The organism is Lewinella sp. LCG006 (assembly GCF_040784935.1).
Classification (GTDB): Bacteria; Bacteroidota; Bacteroidia; order Chitinophagales; family Saprospiraceae; genus Lewinella.
On the sequence record NZ_CP160680.1, the window covers coordinates 2,609,518 to 2,624,572 of the forward strand.

A 15,055-nucleotide genomic window follows, 5' to 3' on the forward strand; every position below is an offset into this window, starting at 1 on the left:
ACGATTCGTGTGTATGACAAGCAGTCCCTATTGAACTAGAATTGCGTGTGCGCCTCCTTGTGCAAAGCGCTCATAGTCAATTTGTTCAAGATGGTAGCTCACTTGCGTTTGTCCAAAAATATTATCGAAATTATTTAACGACGTGCTGGTATTTTGATAGGTAACCGTAGTCTTAGTTCTTCTTTGATCTTCGCAATAGTACATAGCAGGATGCTCGTATTCTTCAAAAAGTCCAAAAAAAGTCTGAAAACCTATGAGATAAAGACCCGGCTCATTGAAAATGATCCCTGCTCTAAGTCTATAAGCATTTGCTTCTTCTTCATACTGCAAAGGATAACTAATTGCTGTTGTCAATGGAAGTACACTAACTTCTCCGATTGTTTCAATGATTTCAATATCTATATCAAAGTACTCTACAGTATCTGATATTTCCGAAATCACCATTTCAGTAAAGAAATTGAAGTTATCCAATCGGATAAGATGTTCACTGTCTTTAACCATCACCTCCTTATCTATATTGGCAACAACCCATAAGGTATCTCCAATAGAAAAAACATCTTCCGAAGGGGTGGTATTGATTGGTACCATCAAATCCAGTTGTTCGCCGAAAGTATCTCCTTCGCATTCTTTACAACCTGTAAAGATGAATGTCCCAATAAAGAAGAGGCTCAAATGAAAAAATTTAGTGTCCATAAGAATTAAATAAATTGAGATAATCTTGTTCCGTAGTTAGGGGGTTGTTTATTCCGTGTAATCCCCATAAAACATCACGGTATTGATCAACATCAAAGACAAATGGGTTAAAAGCCTCGTATAACTGTTCGTAGCTAAAGCCAGTCACATTGTCTGTAATGTTATTCTGTTCAGGTCTTGTGATAGGAAATTGCTGGTTGATATCCCAAAGATCAAAATACAGTCCTTCGGGGATAAAATCAGCATTTGGGGGTAAATCTTCATTCCTCCAGAAGAGCAGGCTTTCTCCACGGTTGATATATCGAAAAGTTTGTGAATTTAGCCCGCCATTAGAATGATTTGTTCCATATTGCAAATCAGCCATATAATGCTCTATCGACTCAGCCATACCTTCCGTCAATTCCGCTCTGCCAGCATTGGGAGAGGAACCATCACCATAAGGTTTTGCTTGCCCGGTAAAGGAAGTAGTTACCAGATAATCTACATACCCATCCCACCATTGTGGTCCAAATCGGACGTATTGGGCAACATGAGCGGTCTCGTGGTAGATCAATCGCTTGATGGCATCTGAAAGATCATCTTCCCCAAAGGGAATAAACATATCTGGCTTGGTCAAATCAAGATAGGTTAAGACGGCGGCTGTTACCGGATTTGCGTAAGCAATCGCCCATTGTCCAAGATCAGCAATATTTATCTGATCGGCATCCATCCGGTGGAACATTGGCGCTGCTGCCAGACGTTCTCCAAGCGTATGAATAAGGATGCGAACTCTGCCAGACGGCGCTGCCAGGGAAGAGTGGTCGTCAAAGAACTCGTGGTAGGCATTGTTGGTGGTCGCTGCGATAAAGGTCTGTTCTTTCCTGCTGGTATTGTCCGAGTCATTGTCAATAACCAGACACTGCTCATTCCAAACGCGATTATTTCGTCGTAGGCGCCAATTATACTTTGCAGGCTTTATCGTAGCATTCCAGAAACGTATCCCTCTGAAAGAACGAATGGTAATACGATCACTTACGCGATCTTTAAAAACTACTTTGGTTTTAGCCCTTTTTACATTGTAGCGGTGATCAATTTTCCAACAACCGTTATCATCTGTGTCGGTATTTTTCCAGATAAAGCCCCAGTGGTGCTTGGTGGTTTTTACTTTTACGCGCCTTACACCTTCTTCTCCCAATTGTGTATCATTTAATATAATACGGCCTCCTGGCTTGCGCGAATCCGCATAAACAAAACAATCACAACGTTCCACCTGTCCCGCAGGAGGATCATTGGTAGGGGTGCCACCATCACCCTCTCCCGGTGGAGGGCCGCAGTCGCAGATCCACTCAAAATCGGGGAAGGGGTTGTTAACAGCAACCAGGATCGGGATACATCCAGTACCACAGTCTGGCACTTCGTCAAAACTTGATGTATCACCAGGTCCACTACCTGGAAAAGTTCCGGAGGTAGTATTATGTAAGCGATTGGGTACGAAATCTACTTCTCCCAGGTAGCCCAATTTGGTGTCCTTGATGTAGTCCGGGAAGTTGATCCGATCATCATCGCTATAGGGATTAATTGTTCTTAACGTTACTGCCTGCCCATTCGGAGAAGGTAAGCTTACACAAGTCAAATCAGCATCATCCAGGCAAGCAGGCCAGGTCGGGCAATCGGGATGACACAAACCATCTACGGCCTCATAATACCTTTCGTTTCCAGAAATGACAAAGGCCGTAAATGTTAATCGAGATTCATAGATAGGTATATGCATAGGTTGGATAACTTCATAAGGGACACCCTCTGGAAGTTTTCCTCCGGTGAAATGGTCGGCGGTGATGGCACCGTATTCCGGCGACCATACACCCTCGGCAAGGGTAGGATCACGATAATCTTCCTCCCCCTGATAGGCTACGGCAAAGTGAATGGGTTGGGTCTCAAATTCATAGCCATATTCGTCTTCATAGTCAGCTATCGCCATGACCTGCTCGCCTGTCTGGGGTAGCAACCTCAAGTAGTAATGGGTAGCTTGCAGATTCCCCGGCTCACCCATCAATAAATCGTAGGCATCATTCATCATGGTTAAATCATAAGGATTCAATAATTCTCCCCCTAAAATCGTCGCATCTGCCCCCGATGGTGGGTCAATATCAATACCAGTGTCAGCAGAAAAGGCTAAGATGGAGTCATCCCCTTCGGGTAAGGGAATAACATCTTTCTCACAAGAAAAAAGAGCCATCATCAAGCCTACTAAAAAGAGCGCACTGGCTAAGTGAATTTTGAGCGTTCGCATGATCTAATAAATTTTCTAATTATCAATTCTTATATACTTTACTATCTGTATAAGATTGAAAAAGGCGTTTCGTGACATTTTCAGGAGGTGTTTTTTCACTTAGCCAATATCGTTTAGGGTGTTTTGGAATGTATCCTGTGTTAAGTTGGCGGCTATGGGGCTTTTACAACAAAAGGGCTTGGTTGGACGTTTTTTGGGAAAATAACGATTCATGGTTTCACTATTACAGGGCTGCTTTCTCTTGGCCAGCCTCTTGTTTGCTACGGATACGGTAGAGGTAAATATTACCAATATCAAAGAAGCCAAAGGAACGATCCGGGCGGCAGTTTTTACCAATGCCGAAGATTTCGACCAGGAAAAAAATGCGGTTTATGATGAAGTGATTCCACTGTCCTCTACGGCTACGATTCGTCGTCGGCTCCCGCTCAATGGGCGCTCAACTTATGGGCTTGCTGTATATCACGATATCAACAACAATGGAAAGCTCGACCGCAATGGCTTGGGGATACCCAAAGAACCTTACGCTTTTTCCAACAACCCCTCTGCGAAGTGGCAAGCGCCTACCTTTAGCGAAATTGCTTTTGTACCTAATGAAGTGAATGGCTCCCTCTCGTTGAAACTACTGGCCTGGGGCGAGCGGTAATTGGATTTAAGGAGATCTTTGCAAACGTCTGAAGCGTTGCCTGAAAATCTCGTCGTTAAATACCCCCTGGTCGAAAGCAAAAGACGTATTTTGTGGGTCTATCTTTCACCAATCCTACTGGTATGAAAATTATGCTAAAATTTCCCCTGCTCTTATTGCTGGCCTCCTTGTGTTGGCAGTGCAATCGTATCACCTACACGGCCGAGACGTTCCCGGAGGAAGATTATCTGGCTTTTGGCCAAGGTGGTGGATATGCCGGTAGCCTGACTACCCATTACCTCTTACCCAATGGGCAGCTGTTTGTTAGCGAGGGAATTGAAGGGGCCAAGCTTTCCGGGGGAGAGATCGCTAGAGGAAAAGCAAAAAAGATGCTCAAACGCTACCAAGAAGAAATCAAACCAGTAGACTTTCAGGAACCGGGCAACCTGTACACTTTTCTAGAATATGTTGCGGCAGATACAACTTACGAGCAACAATGGGGACGTGCCGGTAAGGATGTTCCTGAATCATTGTTACTGTTTTTCCAGGATTTACAGTTACTCTTACCGCAAGAATAAGTCACAACAAGACCAAGTAGGAGACGGAGAAAAAATAAATGAAAGTTGTTTCATTTATTTCCGTCAAATTACTAAGTGGAAGTCTACTCCCAATAACGATAAAAATTAGTTAGCTATGCTTAATAAGCTATATACCCCTGCAATTACTATTTTTCTGCTCCTGTCAGCTACCGTTTTACTGGCCCAAAAGCCGGTGCTGAGCCCGCGTCCGGCGAGCGAGCGGCACAGCATGGAAAGCATCCGTAATGGGTTTAATTTTGAAGCGATCCCTAGTGGTGATCGTTCCCAAAGGGAAAGCGAGGCCTTTTCCTTACCGCTTGCAGGAATCAGTCTACTTGCACCCAGCCCACTGATTGAACGCTGGCGGGCACAGCCCAACGCTCAAACGGGCCTGCCCGACTGGATTCAACTCTGGGGCCCTCAATTGAATACTGGTACCCCGGAAGAACAGCTCCTTACCTGGTTGACCGCTCTGGCCCCTAGCTGGAAGCTGGATAAGCCCGAAGAAGCTTTTGTTTTGCAAAATACATTCACAGAGGAAGACGGGAAACGCCACTTGGTCTACCAGCAAGAACAGGGTGGAGTGCCGATTTACGGCAACGAACTGAGAGCGCATTTTACGGATGGTCGATTGGTCTTGCTCCATGGTCGGGTATTGCCTGCGCCTCAGATCAGTACGGTGCCTACGCTGGACGCTGCTGCTGCGCTGGAACAAGCGCGCACTGCGGTGAAACGTCACACCCGTATCAAGGAATTAAGTGCAGAGGAACAGGCCTTGTTGGGCGGAGAAGCAGTGACCCAGGAATTGGTGATTTACTACCCCAATCAGCAATGGCAAGACCCTCATCTGGTATGGTCGGTCATTATTGTTCCCCACCTGGCAGATCGTTGGCAATTGATGATCGACGCGCATACGGGGGAATTACTCAATGAGCACAACCATGTATGCCACTTTTTGCCACCTAATGGCCCCGAAGTGACCACTGCTACTGATTTGCAGGGCGTCAGTAGAACCATACATTCCTACGAGTTTAATAACAACAACTACCTGATTGATGCTTCGCGGGCAATGTTTAACGCTGCCGGATCGAGTATGCCTAATGAACCCGATGGCGCGATTTGGACCATCAACGGCAACAATACTTCTCCGGCAAATGATAATTTTACCACTACCCACAATGTCTCTGCGGGAAACTTTTGGAACGATCCATTAGCGGTATCCGCACACTACAATGCCGGGGAAGCTTACCGTTATTTTCAGGAAACCTTTAACCGTAACTCTATCAATGGACAGGGCGGCAACATCGTTTCGCTGATTAATATTTCCGAAGATGATGGTTCGGATATGGACAACGCTTTCTGGAATGGGCAGGCCATGTTTTACGGTAACGGAAACACCGCCTTTACCTCTCCATTGGCCAAAGCACTGGACGTAGCTGGGCACGAAATTTCACACGGCGTTGTACAAAATACGGCCAACCTTGAATACGAAGGAGAGTCGGGCGCCCTCAATGAATCTTTTGCTGACATCTTCGGTGCTATGATCGATCGCGACGATTGGCAAATGGGGGAAGAAGTTGTCAATCCTAGTGTTTTTCCCACCGGAGCGCTTCGCGATTTATCGAACCCCAACAATGGTGGAAATAGCCTAGGTGATCCAGGTTGGCAGCCAGCTCATACCAACCAGCAATATACTGGTAGCCAGGACAATGGCGGCGTACACATCAATAGCGGTATCCCTAATCGGGCGTTTTTCCTACTTGCCAGTAATGTTGGCAAGAGCAAGGCCGAACAAATTTATTACCGTGCCCTCACTACCTACCTTACCCGCTCCTCCCAGTTTCTCGACTTGCGGGCATCCGTGGTGCAGGCGGCGAATGATCTTTACGGTAGCACCGAAGCCAACGCCGCCATCAGTGCTTTCAATACCGTAGGTATCGGCAGTGGTAGCAGTGGTGGTACCCCTACCAACACCCAGTCGGATTTGGCCGTTAATCCCGGCAATGAATATATTCTTTATACCGAAGGGAATAACAACAACCTCTACATCGAGACACCGGAGGGCAATTCCATTGCTGATCCATTGTCGAACCTGGATCCTTTTAGTAAACCAACGATCACCGACGATGGTAGTGTGATCGTTTTTGTCGCGCAAAACAAGACGATTCAGGCTATAACAATTAACTGGGGGACGAGCATGGTGGAGACTTTCGTGTTAAGTAACAACCCCATCTGGCGCAACGTCGCCATCTCTCGCGATGGAAATCGCCTGGCGGCAATAACCGACGACAATGATAATCGGGTACTCGTTTTTGATCTGGCAACGACTGGTGCTCCTTCTCAAGAATTCTTCCTTAATAACCCTACCACGGCGGAAGGTGTCGCGACCGGAGATGTACAATACGCCGATGTACTCGAGTGGGACCACTCCGGAGAGTACGTGATGTACGATGCCTACAATATCATTCCCAACCAAAACGGTACGTCGATCGACTACTGGGACATTGGCTTTCTGCGTGCCTGGAACCGGAATACCAACAACTTTGGCGATGGTTTTATCAGTAAATTGTTTAGCTCTTTACCGGAAAACACCAGCGTAGGGAATCCGACCTTCGCTAAAAATTCACCGTACATCATTGCCTTAGACTTTATTGATTACGATGCGAACAGCTATTTCCTCGCGGCCGCCAATATTGAAACGGGTGATGTGGGGACCATTTTCGAGAATGGTCGTCTGAATTACCCCAACTACAGCAATCAGGATGATCAGATCATCTTTGATGCGGAAGAAGATACTTTTGGTGATGCCATCATTGGTATTGCTGACCTTAACAGCGACAAAATAACGCCCGCTGGCGGAGCCTTTATTTTTATTGAAAATGGTTTCGCTGGTGCACGTTGGGGCACCTGGTTTGCCAATGGCCAAAGACAGTTGGTACAAACCCTCGATCCTGTTTCGCAGGACGCATGGGCGCAAGCATTTCCTACGGTAAGCAAAGGCCAGATCACCCTCGCCTGGGAGCTGACGGCAGCGGCCAATTTGCAACTTCAAATCAGTGACTTAGCGGGCCGTATTGTTCAGCAAAACCAGTGGTCTGCGGTCACCGGGCCTGGGCAGCGCCAGTTAGATTTGGCTGGTTTGGCCTCGGGGAGTTACTTGGTGCAATTGCGTGCTGGAGAGCGGGTGTTTAGTCAGTTGGTGGTGGTGGTGGAATAGCACGCCTGGAAAAGAGCTTGCTGCATTGGAGTAGTTTAAGCAATTGTTGCAAAAGCAATTAATTGAGCTTATCTTTATTAAGATTCGCTCATAGACTTTAGTAATTGATTTAAATACCATGACAATAGATATCAGAGATAAAAAATTTAGTTTAATCGAACTTATCATGAGCGTCGAAGACAGTAGTGTATTGGACGCTATAGAAAGAGAGATTAATCGAATTAATGAGAAGAACCTGGATCAGCGTTCTGTCTTTCCTGATTTAGAAGAGGCTGTTCAGCCAATCCGTAGTAATGTTACGCTAGAAGATATTGACCAGGAACAAGATTATATTCCTTTTGATTATCAAGAATTTAGAACATTAGCTGATGAAGTGGGCTTGGAAGAACCTATTGAGGAGCTATTAGAGGCATTGGGAGATTAATAGCTGATGAAGTATTTACTTGATACCAATATTGTCTTGATTTATACAAGGGGAGGAGCTCTTGCAAAGCTGATTGACGAAGATTACGAGCTATTCAGTAAGGAAAACGACCTGTATATCTCCGTAGTGACCATCGCTGAACTTCGATCATTTGTATTACAGCGAGATTACGGAGAAAAAAAAGTAGAGGCATTAGAAAAATTGCTCAAAAAGTTTCGGGTAATCGATATCAACATCGATGAAGTTCTAAGTAGATATGCGGAAATAGATAGCTACAGCCAAGGTAAATTAAAATATAAGAAAGGAAATTTCACAGCTCGGAACATGGGTAAAAATGATCTATTTATCGCAGCTACAAGTAGTGTTTACGGCCTAGTATTAGTTACAACGGATAAGGATTTTAACCATCTGAGTCCAGATTATATTGCCTTGAAATATATAGATCAGCGTAAGTATAATAAATAAGCGTTGGGGGAAAATAACAGAAATCATAAATGAGAAAAATTAGCACACTAGCTCTTCTGTTACTGCTATCCATTTTATCAGGTTGTTTCCAAGAGCCAGCAAAAGATATCCAACTGGAGAGCACCGCCGAAAAGCAGCTGTTTTTAGAAACGATCTTTGAAAAGGATCAAGGTGTGAGAGATGGTAAGCGAGACGCTGAATTAGTATTGAGATACGGTAAGGATTCCAAAGAGGCAATGGCGCATGTTGAGGCACAGTGGGAGCAAGATGCTAAAAACCTGAGCAATATACAGTGGTACTTGAAAACCTATGGATATCCAGATAAAAATGAATTGGGCGAGATTGCAGCAATGACCCCTTGGGTGGTCGTACACCACTCAACTGACATAGGTGTAAGGAATGAATATTTCGAGGATTTGTACCGAGCCTACCTGAGGGAGGACATTGATGAAACTGCGTTTGCAATGTACCTTGGTAGAACTTACGAGTTCATTCATAAAGAAAGACTGCAAATGAGTAGCCCATATACCAGGGTAGACGAAATAAACACACTTATAGAAAAATTGGACTTAAAATATAAGAAGCAGAAAATCGACAAGTTGATTAGAAAAGAGCAAAAATAAAGCTGTACGCTTCCCCCCTTCTTAAAAAACGCCCCAGCACACTCAATGCGCTGGGGCGTTTTTTTTAGCTCAAATAAGCGTGGTCTTACTCCACCACATCCACCTGATGCGCCTGGATCACATCCAGAGTACTACCTCCTTGATGGACAAAGGCTACAATGTGACACTCGTTGGCGTTCCACAACGTTGGCAGGGTCGTCGTATAGCTGCGACTGACGACAGCACCAGCAGTGAAGGCTTCGCTGAGTATATTGCCGTCGAAAGCTGTGATAGCACCCCGGAGGGCATGCTTGTGGGTGTATTCATAGTCGGTACCTGCGGGTGTTAGCTGAGGGTCTTTAATATTACTTTCGGTAATGAAAATAGTGAGGCGGATGTCATCGGCTACTACATCTTCCTCTACGTACAAATCCACATCAACGGCCAATTCCCGGGTAGCCTCATTGTAAGTAGGAATGATGTCGATTTTTACTTCGGGGTCTCCAGCCAGTTCTTGTGCGATGTATCCTGGCCAGGAGGACTGCCCAATCTGGCGATTTTCTTCGCCGTCGAAGCGTTTGCGATTAACCACTGCGGTTGGATAACCGAGAGGCTCTCCAAGCAACGAAAGCAGCGAGCTTCCAACAGCGTTTTCCAACTCGGCATCACTTTCAGGATAGGGTTGTGCGAAAAATCCGGCATGGATAGAAACCGCTACCAATTGCTGGCCATAAGTGTTGAGTAAAACCTCAATGGCTTCACTACCCGCAGGGCAGTTGACACAGCGTACGCCAGTAAACTCTTCGATCAATACCTGCCGCATTTGGTTTTCTACCGGTACGTCTACCCCAGGGCCATTACCACCAGGGTTCAGGACTGGGGGCACTTCTTCACAGGAGAAGCTAAGTAAGATAAATAGCGCTAGAACCGTAAGAGAAAAATATTTTTTAAGCATGATGGCTGGGTTTATTTTTTAAAAACTGGTATTAGCAGAAAATTTAACCCCACTGAACGCGGGCTCCAGTCGGCAAATGCCTCCTGTACAAACGACACCTTCTACTTGTTTGACGTAACTGAGCGCCAAGCGGGTTGGGCCAGTAGTATAGTAAACATCAAAACGAGGATAATGCAAAGACTGCTTTTCCCCACTATCATCTACCGGGGAGTTCTTGCCGGGATCAACGTTGAACATGTCTGACGCCACCAGGGTCCAGCTACGTCCCAGGGAGACCTCCAGGAGGCCAAATACCCAGTCGCCGTAATCTTGCTTGGCACCTGCTTTTTCATCGTCACCCGTAAACATATACTGTGCCTCGATGCGGAAATTGTGGTTGCGATCCAACTTGTAGAGGAAGTCAAAATAAGGAATGAGCGTTTCTACAATCGGTGCCTGTGGTTTAAACTCGTAGCGCTCCTGGTTGTAGTTTTGAACTTGTACCCCACTGGTGAGTTTCCACAATTTTTTGTGTTTGTATTGTACTTCTGTAAATACTTCGCGGTAAAGCTTAACGCCGTCCAGATCGTCAATATGAGAGTAGTTGGCGTTGAAGCTCACCTTGCGGTTGGGGGCGTAGCTGACATCTACCTGGTACGCCAATTCGGCCAAGTCTTGCGTAGCAGCATTGTAGCGTGCCGTCAGGCGGTAGGTGTTGATGCGTGCCATTGGTGGCAAAAAGTTGACGAGGCCCCGGTTGAGTTGAGACTGCGGGCGTGTGCGGAAGCTGAAGTTTTCAGTGCGCTTGGCCTCCAGGGTGATGCCCCATTTCGGAGGAGCAATACTCAGGCTGCTGTAAAGTACAGTACCGGCTTCGTTGATGAATTTATCACCAATGGTGATATTGTCGCCACGCTGAATTTCTCCGAAAGGATCATTCATCGCATCCTCGGTCTTGTAAGCACCTTCTACGTACCAGGAAAAGATGCCCGTGGAAAGGGTATTGTAAAGCGTAAAAGCGTAGGAGTTGTAGTTGGGGATAAACAAATCCTCGGTAGGATAAGTATTGAGGGTAGCTACCAGGTTATTCATGCTGGCATCATCCAGTGTACGGGCCACTACGCCAAAACCGGGAGCAATAGACCAGTTGCTCAGGGAGTCGCCCTGAACGTAGCCCTCAATATTGAGGCCTCGAATCACAGAGGCATAAGTATCGAACTGCTGCTTTTGCCGTCCGGTAAAACCTTTGATGTTCCAGTTGTCAGTGAGTTGGTAATCTAGCTTTAAGCCATAAAGCGCATTGTCAATAAGCAGTGGGCGCTGCTCAAAAGAGCGGAAAATAATTCCACTACCTACCTGATCGTAGATGTAACCAGCTTCAAAGCCAAGTTTTTTAATGCTCTTACGGACGTACCACATCCCGATACCTTGATCGGTATAAGAACCCGTAGGATTGAGCAAGTTGGAGTTGTTGAAATAATCATAACGCAAGCCGATATCAAAACCCCAGTTGCTGTAATTGAGGTTCAACCAACCTTCGCTGCCAAACAATTGACGATCATATTGTGGCGTATTTGCCGCTCCGATCAGGGAGTCGCGCATGAAAAAGTTAGCATTGGTTTCCAAACTACCCGATAATCGACCACCCTGATCCTGCGCGGATAGGGAGCAGGACGCCCAGAGACTTCCTAGAATAATGATAATGTAGGCGTAGCATTTCATGTTTAGCAGTGGTTTCGTTTTGTTGCTTTCTGTTAAAGTAGCTTTAAAGTCAGCCAAAATACGGTTTAATAGCACCTCAGGATAGAACTTTGGCGTTACAAATCGGCTATATTTGCGTCGAAATCGTAAATTTCAGGCAATAATCCGGACTAGAATCCGTCTGGCCAAAATTTTCTTCAAGTTAGTCTTTCATCCAACAACAAAAAAATACCACCGATGCGTTTATTGACCTTCCTTACGTTGGTTTTAGCTTTTGGTTGCACCAACCTGCTTTTCGGACAGCAAAAGATTGCTTCTGCCGATATTAAAACCCTTCAGGGGGAAACCGTTGATCTGGCGGACATTATCAAAGAAAAAGACCTCACGGTGATCAGCTTCTGGGCTACCTGGTGCAAACCTTGTCAGGCCGAGCTGGATGCTATCGCCGACTTGTACCCTGAATGGCAGGAAGACCTGGATGTTCAATTGGTAGCTATTACCATCGATACCCAGCGTCAGTTGAGCAAGGTGCCGGGCATTCTGAGCACCAAGGGGTGGGAATACAATGTCTACTCTGATGCCAATAATGTGTTGAAAAACCAGTTGGGTTTCCAGGCTATTCCTCAGACCTATGTTGTTGATAGCGAAGGAAACATTCTCTACAACCACTCTGGCTATTCTGCCGGTGATGAGTATGATCTGGGCGATAAACTAAAAGAGTTGGCGGGCAAGTAATTTGTTTTAGAGCACGTATCTTTGCGGCCGCAAACAATTACTATAGATAAACAATTGTCGAATATGACTGCTGAAATTCATACGGAAAAAGGCCTGATGAAAGTAGAGTTTTACGAAAATGATGCTCCCAATACGGTAGCAAACTTCGTAAAATTGGCCAAAGATGGCTTTTACGATGGCCTGACGTTCCACCGCGTTATTCCTGATTTTGTGATCCAGGGAGGTTGCCCCAATGGGCGTGGCTCTGGCGGACCAGGATACCAAATCGATTGTGAGCTAGATGGTGACAATCAGTTCCACGACCGTGGTGTTCTTTCTATGGCGCACGCTGGTCGCAACACCGGAGGCTCGCAGTTCTTTATCTGCCACAGCCGCAGAAATACAGCGCATCTTGATCGCAATCATACTTGTTTTGGCCGCGTTTTCGAAGGCCTGGAGGTTATCGATGCTATCCGCGCTGGCGACAAAATGCTAGAGGTGAAGATCGTGGATTAATCCCGCTTGCTTCACTTGAACAAAATATCCCGGATGCTACAGAAGTGGTGTTCGGGATTTTTTTGTCTACTGGTTGTTTTGGGGCCGGGCTGTCTACCGCTCTGCTCCGTAGCAGATTCACGATAGCATGGCCCCTAATAAACACAAAAGACGCCCGAGATAAAACCAATCTCAAAAATGATCAATAATATCCTGGTGAATTTCCTCTTCCTCTTTGGCGGTCCAGGGAAAAATAGCGGCACTGCTGAAAAACAATAAAGCAACCAGTGGTAAACCAATGGCTGCAAATGAATAGATCAGCCCATCTGCCGGGTCACTCATGAAGTTGCTAATCATGCCCAACCCACTAATAATAGTGAATGCTAAACCGAGGATAAATAGAATAGTCATTAAAATAGCTGCCCAGCGCCTTTTATTTAGAAACCCTATTCCTCCGCAAATAGAAGCAAGCGCAATCACACTAAAAGCAGCCATCATCAGAAGGTCTTCGGTACTGTGATCGACGGTTCCGAAGTAAGTAGCTTGCTTAAATATTTGGAGATTGATTCCAAGAAAAATCCCCGCAATACAGAAGCAAAAAATAGCCGCAATGACTTGGGAAGGGATATGATGTTTAAGCATTGTACTGATCTTTTGGGGTCGTGAACTCTTGGTCTAAAATAGTCTGCCCTGCTTCTTCTTGCGCATAGCTGCGAAAATAGGGCAGTACCCACTGTGTATTATTGAGAAAAAGCAATGACCCTACCACAAAGCCTAATACCGTGGCCGTAATCCCCGAGAATATGATGGGGGCACTTTTAATTTGGGAAGTATTGAAGGAAAGAAAAAACAACCAAGACATTCCGGCTATGATGAAGCCAAACTGTAAAAGATAGCGCGCCCAGCTTTTGTGAAATATGAGGCCCAGTGCGCCGGTCAGTAAAAATGCACCAATGCCAAGAAAAATACAGAATACCACAAAATCTTCCCGAGACCAGTCCTGAAAGGAGAAAATAGCTTCTTCTAAAAGGTAATCGTAACTGTTGGCTCGGTCAGCAAAAAGTTGTCCGGCGATTCCTAAACTGAAAATACCGAGTGTCAAAACAAAACAACTGAAAATAACAATGGGGTGAAGTTGGTTCTTGAACAAGAGCGTAGTATTTTAAGTGAAAACAAAGAAAGGCTGGCAGTACTTGGTGTTCAATGACGGGTTTGCCTAAAACCTGAGAATAAGTTGTTTACCTTCCTCTAAATTGATAAAATTTCTTCATTCTTACACAATTCTGTTAAAATGTTAACGTTTTGGGTGCGAGAACATCATCAACTTTTTCAAACTGCTTAACACTATTATGGATTCAAAGAAAATTTTAACCGCGGTAGTCGTGATTCTGGCGCTTGCCCTAATCGGCTCCTTGATCTGGGGCTTTGGCAAAAATTCTGATGCCAAAGAACTTCAGGCTGACAATACAGAAGTAAACGAAGCGCTGGATGCCATGACAGCCTTGCGCGATAACCTTGCCCGTGAGGTAGATAGCCTGGCTGGGGAGTATGATCTCCTGGCTTCTGAAAACGTAGAGTTGAACGGTCAATTGGCTGGAGTACGCGACGAATTGTCTGGCGCTCAGTCTGCCCTAAGCCGTGCGAAGCGTAACTCTGCTGCCGAAATTAACGAACTACGTGCTCAGATTGAGCAATTGACGGCCGCTCGTGGCGAGTTGCAAGGCTCTATCACGGCCTTGGAAAACGAAAATGCCAACTTGCGTCAGCAGATGGGTATCCTGGAAACAGACTTAGCCACTTCTCGTCAGCAAAATGATGAACTGACCAATATGGCTACCTCCATGGAAGGAGAGATCAAAAAGTTGACTTACGAAAACTTTAAGGCGACCGCTTTCCAGATCACGCCACAGATCAAAAACGGTAACCCTACTTCAAAGTCTGGTCGTGCACGTCAGATCGCAGTAAGCTTTGATGTGGCCAACGTGCCTGCGCAGTACCAGGGCGTTCGTCCGATTTACCTGGTGATTACGGATGAAAAAGGAACACCAATTCCTCGTACAGATTATATCTCCACAACGGTTAGCTTAAACAACAAGCCACAATCTATTCAGGCTGTAGAAACGCGTGAGGAAAACATCGGTGCCAGCCAACGCATAGAGTTTACCCACAACCTGGAAAACAAGCTGGATGAGGGCTACTACCGTGTCAGCGTTTATACGGACATTGGTTTGTTGGGGTCTGCAAACTTCCGCATCCGATAGGTCGCGTTTTCCCCCTTAAAAATAAAAGTAGTTATTACCTGCTTTGGGTACGGAATTTGACTTCCGTACCCATTTTTTTG

The 15,055-nt window shown here is 45.7% G+C and carries 15 protein-coding genes; 9 read left to right on the top strand and 6 right to left on the bottom strand.

The window, feature by feature from the left end:
* Positions 1 to 27: 27 nt before the first annotated feature.
* Together AB0L18_RS09190 and AB0L18_RS09195 are read right to left on the bottom strand one after the other, a co-directional pair.
* Positions 28 to 693 carry a hypothetical protein gene (locus AB0L18_RS09190; RefSeq protein ID WP_367392290.1) on the bottom strand — a complete coding sequence of 222 codons (666 nt, stop codon included), beginning with the start codon at positions 691 to 693 and terminating at the stop codon, positions 28 to 30.
* A complete protein-coding gene (locus tag AB0L18_RS09195) occupies positions 683 to 2,962 on the bottom strand; it encodes a hypothetical protein (protein WP_367392291.1) in 2,280 nt (759 codons plus the stop codon). Before AB0L18_RS09195 ends, AB0L18_RS09190 begins: the two co-directional genes overlap by 11 nt.
* 211 nt (positions 2,963 to 3,173) lie before the next feature.
* Between AB0L18_RS09195 and AB0L18_RS09200 the strand changes: the two genes are divergently transcribed.
* The 6 genes from AB0L18_RS09200 (at position 3,174) to AB0L18_RS09225 (ending at position 8,891) form a co-directional block, all read left to right on the top strand.
* Complete coding sequence (locus AB0L18_RS09200; protein WP_367392292.1) at positions 3,174 to 3,605, top strand: DUF2141 domain-containing protein; 432 nt, start codon at positions 3,174 to 3,176, stop codon at positions 3,603 to 3,605.
* A 131-nt stretch (positions 3,606 to 3,736) separates the two neighbouring features.
* On the top strand, positions 3,737 to 4,162 hold the full coding sequence (locus AB0L18_RS09205; protein ID WP_367392293.1) for a hypothetical protein: 426 nt from the start codon (positions 3,737 to 3,739) through the stop codon (positions 4,160 to 4,162).
* Between the two features lie 115 nt (positions 4,163 to 4,277).
* Complete coding sequence (locus AB0L18_RS09210; RefSeq protein WP_367392294.1) at positions 4,278 to 7,379, top strand: M4 family metallopeptidase; 3,102 nt, start codon at positions 4,278 to 4,280, stop codon at positions 7,377 to 7,379.
* 118 nt (positions 7,380 to 7,497) lie between these two features.
* Entirely contained in the window at positions 7,498 to 7,803 is a 306-nt protein-coding gene (locus AB0L18_RS09215; protein ID WP_367392295.1) for a hypothetical protein, read from the top strand.
* Positions 7,804 to 7,809: 6 nt separating this feature from the next.
* Positions 7,810 to 8,268 (top strand): type II toxin-antitoxin system VapC family toxin, encoded by a 459-nt coding sequence (locus AB0L18_RS09220; protein WP_367392296.1) that lies wholly within the window; start codon positions 7,810 to 7,812, stop codon positions 8,266 to 8,268.
* A 29-nt stretch (positions 8,269 to 8,297) separates the two neighbouring features.
* Positions 8,298 to 8,891, top strand: a complete 594-nt coding sequence (locus AB0L18_RS09225; RefSeq protein WP_367392297.1) for a hypothetical protein — start codon at positions 8,298 to 8,300, stop codon at positions 8,889 to 8,891.
* An 85-nt stretch (positions 8,892 to 8,976) separates the two neighbouring features.
* Here AB0L18_RS09225 and AB0L18_RS09230 read toward each other — a convergent pair whose 3' ends face one another.
* Together AB0L18_RS09230 and AB0L18_RS09235 are read right to left on the bottom strand one after the other, a co-directional pair.
* Positions 8,977 to 9,825, bottom strand: a complete 849-nt coding sequence (locus AB0L18_RS09230; protein ID WP_367392298.1) for an Omp28 family outer membrane lipoprotein — start codon at positions 9,823 to 9,825, stop codon at positions 8,977 to 8,979.
* A gap of 18 nt (positions 9,826 to 9,843) precedes the next feature.
* A complete protein-coding gene (locus tag AB0L18_RS09235) occupies positions 9,844 to 11,526 on the bottom strand; it encodes a DUF6029 family protein (RefSeq protein WP_367392299.1) in 1,683 nt (560 codons plus the stop codon).
* A 216-nt stretch (positions 11,527 to 11,742) separates the two neighbouring features.
* Between AB0L18_RS09235 and AB0L18_RS09240 the strand changes: the two genes are divergently transcribed.
* Together AB0L18_RS09240 and AB0L18_RS09245 are read left to right on the top strand one after the other, a co-directional pair.
* On the top strand, positions 11,743 to 12,240 hold the full coding sequence (locus tag AB0L18_RS09240) for a TlpA family protein disulfide reductase (RefSeq protein WP_367392300.1): 498 nt from the start codon (positions 11,743 to 11,745) through the stop codon (positions 12,238 to 12,240).
* 63 nt (positions 12,241 to 12,303) lie between these two features.
* Positions 12,304 to 12,735 carry a peptidylprolyl isomerase gene (locus tag AB0L18_RS09245; protein ID WP_367392301.1) on the top strand — a complete coding sequence of 144 codons (432 nt, stop codon included), beginning with the start codon at positions 12,304 to 12,306 and terminating at the stop codon, positions 12,733 to 12,735.
* A 171-nt stretch (positions 12,736 to 12,906) separates the two neighbouring features.
* Here AB0L18_RS09245 and AB0L18_RS09250 read toward each other — a convergent pair whose 3' ends face one another.
* The gene (locus tag AB0L18_RS09250; RefSeq protein WP_367392302.1) at positions 12,907 to 13,356 is read right to left on the bottom strand and encodes a hypothetical protein; all 450 of its coding nucleotides are present in this window, start codon (positions 13,354 to 13,356) and stop codon (positions 12,907 to 12,909) included.
* Positions 13,349 to 13,864 (bottom strand): hypothetical protein, encoded by a 516-nt coding sequence (locus tag AB0L18_RS09255; RefSeq protein WP_367392303.1) that lies wholly within the window; start codon positions 13,862 to 13,864, stop codon positions 13,349 to 13,351. Before AB0L18_RS09255 ends, AB0L18_RS09250 begins: the two co-directional genes overlap by 8 nt.
* 199 nt (positions 13,865 to 14,063) lie before the next feature.
* Between AB0L18_RS09255 and AB0L18_RS09260 the strand changes: the two genes are divergently transcribed.
* Positions 14,064 to 14,975 carry a hypothetical protein gene (locus AB0L18_RS09260; protein WP_367392304.1) on the top strand — a complete coding sequence of 304 codons (912 nt, stop codon included), beginning with the start codon at positions 14,064 to 14,066 and terminating at the stop codon, positions 14,973 to 14,975.
* Positions 14,976 to 15,055: the final 80 nt, after the last annotated feature.

Excerpts from the sequence above, each read along its gene's own strand:
- AB0L18_RS09260 (WP_367392304.1), top strand. The coding sequence starts at position 14,064 with ATGGATTCAAAGAAAATTTTAACCGCGGTAGTCGTGATTCTGGCGCTT.
- AB0L18_RS09200 (WP_367392292.1), top strand. The coding sequence starts at position 3,174 with ATGGTTTCACTATTACAGGGCTGCTTTCTCTTGGCCAGCCTCTTGTTT.
- AB0L18_RS09245 (WP_367392301.1), top strand. The coding sequence starts at position 12,304 with ATGACTGCTGAAATTCATACGGAAAAAGGCCTGATGAAAGTAGAGTTT.
- AB0L18_RS09205 (WP_367392293.1), top strand. The coding sequence starts at position 3,737 with ATGCTAAAATTTCCCCTGCTCTTATTGCTGGCCTCCTTGTGTTGGCAG.
- AB0L18_RS09230 (WP_367392298.1), bottom strand. The coding sequence starts at position 9,825 with ATGCTTAAAAAATATTTTTCTCTTACGGTTCTAGCGCTATTTATCTTA.
- AB0L18_RS09190 (WP_367392290.1), bottom strand. The coding sequence starts at position 693 with ATGGACACTAAATTTTTTCATTTGAGCCTCTTCTTTATTGGGACATTC.
- AB0L18_RS09250 (WP_367392302.1), bottom strand. The coding sequence starts at position 13,356 with ATGCTTAAACATCATATCCCTTCCCAAGTCATTGCGGCTATTTTTTGC.
- AB0L18_RS09240 (WP_367392300.1), top strand. The coding sequence starts at position 11,743 with ATGCGTTTATTGACCTTCCTTACGTTGGTTTTAGCTTTTGGTTGCACC.
- AB0L18_RS09235 (WP_367392299.1), bottom strand. The coding sequence starts at position 11,526 with ATGAAATGCTACGCCTACATTATCATTATTCTAGGAAGTCTCTGGGCG.
- AB0L18_RS09220 (WP_367392296.1), top strand. The coding sequence starts at position 7,810 with ATGAAGTATTTACTTGATACCAATATTGTCTTGATTTATACAAGGGGA.
- AB0L18_RS09215 (WP_367392295.1), top strand. The coding sequence starts at position 7,498 with ATGACAATAGATATCAGAGATAAAAAATTTAGTTTAATCGAACTTATC.
- AB0L18_RS09195 (WP_367392291.1), bottom strand. The coding sequence starts at position 2,962 with ATGCGAACGCTCAAAATTCACTTAGCCAGTGCGCTCTTTTTAGTAGGC.
- AB0L18_RS09210 (WP_367392294.1), top strand. The coding sequence starts at position 4,278 with ATGCTTAATAAGCTATATACCCCTGCAATTACTATTTTTCTGCTCCTG.
- AB0L18_RS09225 (WP_367392297.1), top strand. The coding sequence starts at position 8,298 with ATGAGAAAAATTAGCACACTAGCTCTTCTGTTACTGCTATCCATTTTA.